Annotated in this window: 2 protein-coding genes; both read right to left on the bottom strand. The window is 44.7% G+C overall.

Features of this window, described 5'->3' with window-relative positions; genetic code table 11:
* Nucleotides 1-660, bottom strand: a 660-nt coding sequence (locus Q8907_15485; protein MDP4275673.1) for an NAD-dependent epimerase/dehydratase family protein, incomplete at its 3' end; no start/stop codon positions are given.
* 128 nt (nt 661-788) lie between these two features.
* On the bottom strand, nt 789-2,870 hold a 2,082-nt coding region (locus Q8907_15490; protein MDP4275674.1), incomplete at its 5' end, for a glycoside hydrolase family 2 TIM barrel-domain containing protein.

The following is a 2,870-nucleotide window of genomic DNA, read 5'->3' on the forward strand; positions in this document are numbered from 1 at the left end:
CATGGCAAGGATATGTCCCTGCACCACATCATCAACAAACGCATAATTGCCAATACTTTTGCCATTGCCGGGGATAAAATGCCACTTTCCTTCAAGATACAATTTAACCATTCTGGTCACACCGTTGCTTTCGCTCAACAATCCCGGGCCATAAACCCTTGTAGGGTTCACAATCACTATGTGCTGCCCCTCTCCCGCCCTCTGGCGAATAATATCTTCAGCCGTTTTTTTTGATTTTTCATAATCAGTAAAAAAACCTGAAATGCCGGAAGTTTCATCTGTAAATGAGCCATCTTCTGAAGGGCCGAAAATTCCAGCAGTTGAAGTGAAAACAATCTTTTCAATGTTCAGCTTTTGGGCGACATTTAATACATTCAGCGTACCCTCCACATTCAATCTATAAAATGTGGAGGGATCCTTTTCCCAGGCTTTGGCACAGGCCGCCACATGAAATACTTGCCGGCAACCCAGCATGGCAAGCTCAAGGCTTTTGGCATCCAGTATATCACCTTTAAATAAAACAATATTCGAATGGTTTTTCAAAGATTTTGCCTTTTCTTCAGAACGGTACAGGGCATGAACCCTATACCCCATATCTGCAAGAGATAAAGCAAGACGGTTGCCTATATAGCCGGTTGCCCCGGTAAGAAACACATTCATATAAATATTATTTTCTTTTACTTCGTTTTATGTTTTCTTTTTCGTAACAGCCTGACCAGAACTTCAGCTTTCAACTCAAAGGCAACATAATTTGATACACAAAAATGTTGAATACCCAACAATGATCATCAGGGTTTCATAGGCAACACCTCCATTAAAGGGAGGTTGGTCACCGGCCAATGACTCACCTGGGCGTTTGTATTAAGGGCCACATCAACCTCGGGAGAAGTGAACGGTATCACTCCGATATTCCAGCCATCCATAACAATCAAAGGTATATCTGCTTTCAGGTCAGATAGCGATGCTTCAATGTTGATGGACTTGGTCTCTTTGGGCAGAAGGGAAATATAATTGTCGGAATAATATACAGGCAGTACTCTATTTTTTGAGTGTTGGCGCCTTAACTGAAGATGGGCCATCAGGGCAATCTGGGAACCCGGGTTATGAATGGTCACATTTATAATGCATTTGCCATCAACATCGAGACGTTTAGCTTTTACTTCAAGAGGAACAGTTGGCAAAGTGGCAAGTTCCTGCAAACTATCCGGATGCTCGGGAAGAGCCCTCCAATAGAAATTGTCAGAAATCAACTTTCCGTTACTGTCTTTTAATTCCAGCTTTACAAAATGAACTGCCGAAAGCGAAACAGGCCATTCGACCTGGCCCAGATCTGTTGCCCGGCTGGGCAAAGCAGTCACGTCATAATCATGCTGGTACTGAACAGTGCCGTCTAAATTATAAATTGCCAGACGGGCATGGGCACCGGTTAAGGGTTCCGGCAAATTATTAATGACCTGCACATTCCATTCTTTTTCGTTCAATTGTATATGAACAGGCTCACAGGCTTTCCTGACCGCGAACAAAGAGGAATTCGGTTCCAGGTCGTGGTGATAAAGTTGCCATACGAAGCTGGGCTGGGCAGGATTGCTCATCCAGGTTATCGCTCCGGTGCAGGGATTAAATAGTTTAGCAAAGCGGCCTTCATACATTGCACGGAAAGCCTCATAATTGGCCAGCTGTGCTTTGCGGACGAAATCGGCCAGGTTCAGCACTTTCCCATATCGGGCATTGATCATCTTGGGATATTGATTGCCACGCTGTGCACCGCGGGCCATATCATGTTCAGCCCAATCGTCATTAATGTTTTCCCAATCCTTTTTAGGCATCATACCCTGAATGGATTCCAAGGTAGGAACGGAAACGCTCCCTATTTCTGTTTTATAAGCCTCCTTAAAGGAATAAAACTCTCGGGGCGTACGCCAAAAATAAGGGCCACCGGAATTCACGCCCCTGCCTTCGGTGGAACTGGGCTGATAAAGGCGGACCGGTTCAAGCTCTGCCATTAATTTACGAAGTGCCTCATCAATTTCTTTGGGTGGATAACCTTCATTTCTGGCACACCAGATTGCAATAGAAGGGTGATTGCGAAAGCGCAGTATTTTCTCGCGGACATTTGCCAAATAAACATTTAAGTCCGTTGGATTTGGCCCGTCACTGGGATTAGGCTGGAAAAATTCATCCCAAAGCATGATGCCATATTTGTCGCAAAGTTCATAAAAATCCTCGCTTGTACTTTGACCTACCCAGTTGCGGATTATCGTATAGTTAGCCAGCTGGTGCATACGAATCTGGGCCTCCAGCCGCTTGCGGGGAATACGCTTCATTGCTTCGTCCATTCCCCAGTTTCCACCTTTGCAGAAAACACGGACCCCGTTTACGGAAACCGTCAGGTTATCAGCATCCTCCACCGAATAGGTGATTTTACGGATACCAAAGTTTTCCTTATGAAGGTCGGACACTTTTCCGTTTATTTCAAAACTGAGTTGAAAACTATAAAGGTTCTGCGGGCCATAACCATTGGGCCACCACAACTTAGGATCAATCAAATGCAACTGGGGGACAGAAGAAGGGTCAAAAGAAAGTACCTGCGAAGTGCGGGCAGGCAGTTCAACAGTCTTTTGAAATGAGACATCTCCAAAACTACATTTTAAAACACCCTTCTGAGGTTTATCCGAAATATTTTCGACTGTCGTTTGAATCTTCAAATCGGCAGTTTTTAAACCCGGTAATTGTACGTCACTAGTTACAAGCGGGTTCTTAATAAGAACTTTCCCTGTTGCCGAAAGGAAAACCTTTTGCCAGATACCGGTATTACGGTCCCGTATAGCCGGGATCCAATCCCAACCTATAGAACAAAGGAATGTTGGTCC

The sequence above is a fragment of the Bacteroidota bacterium genome (assembly GCA_030706565.1).
GTDB lineage: Bacteria > Bacteroidota > Bacteroidia > Bacteroidales > JAUZOH01 > JAUZOH01.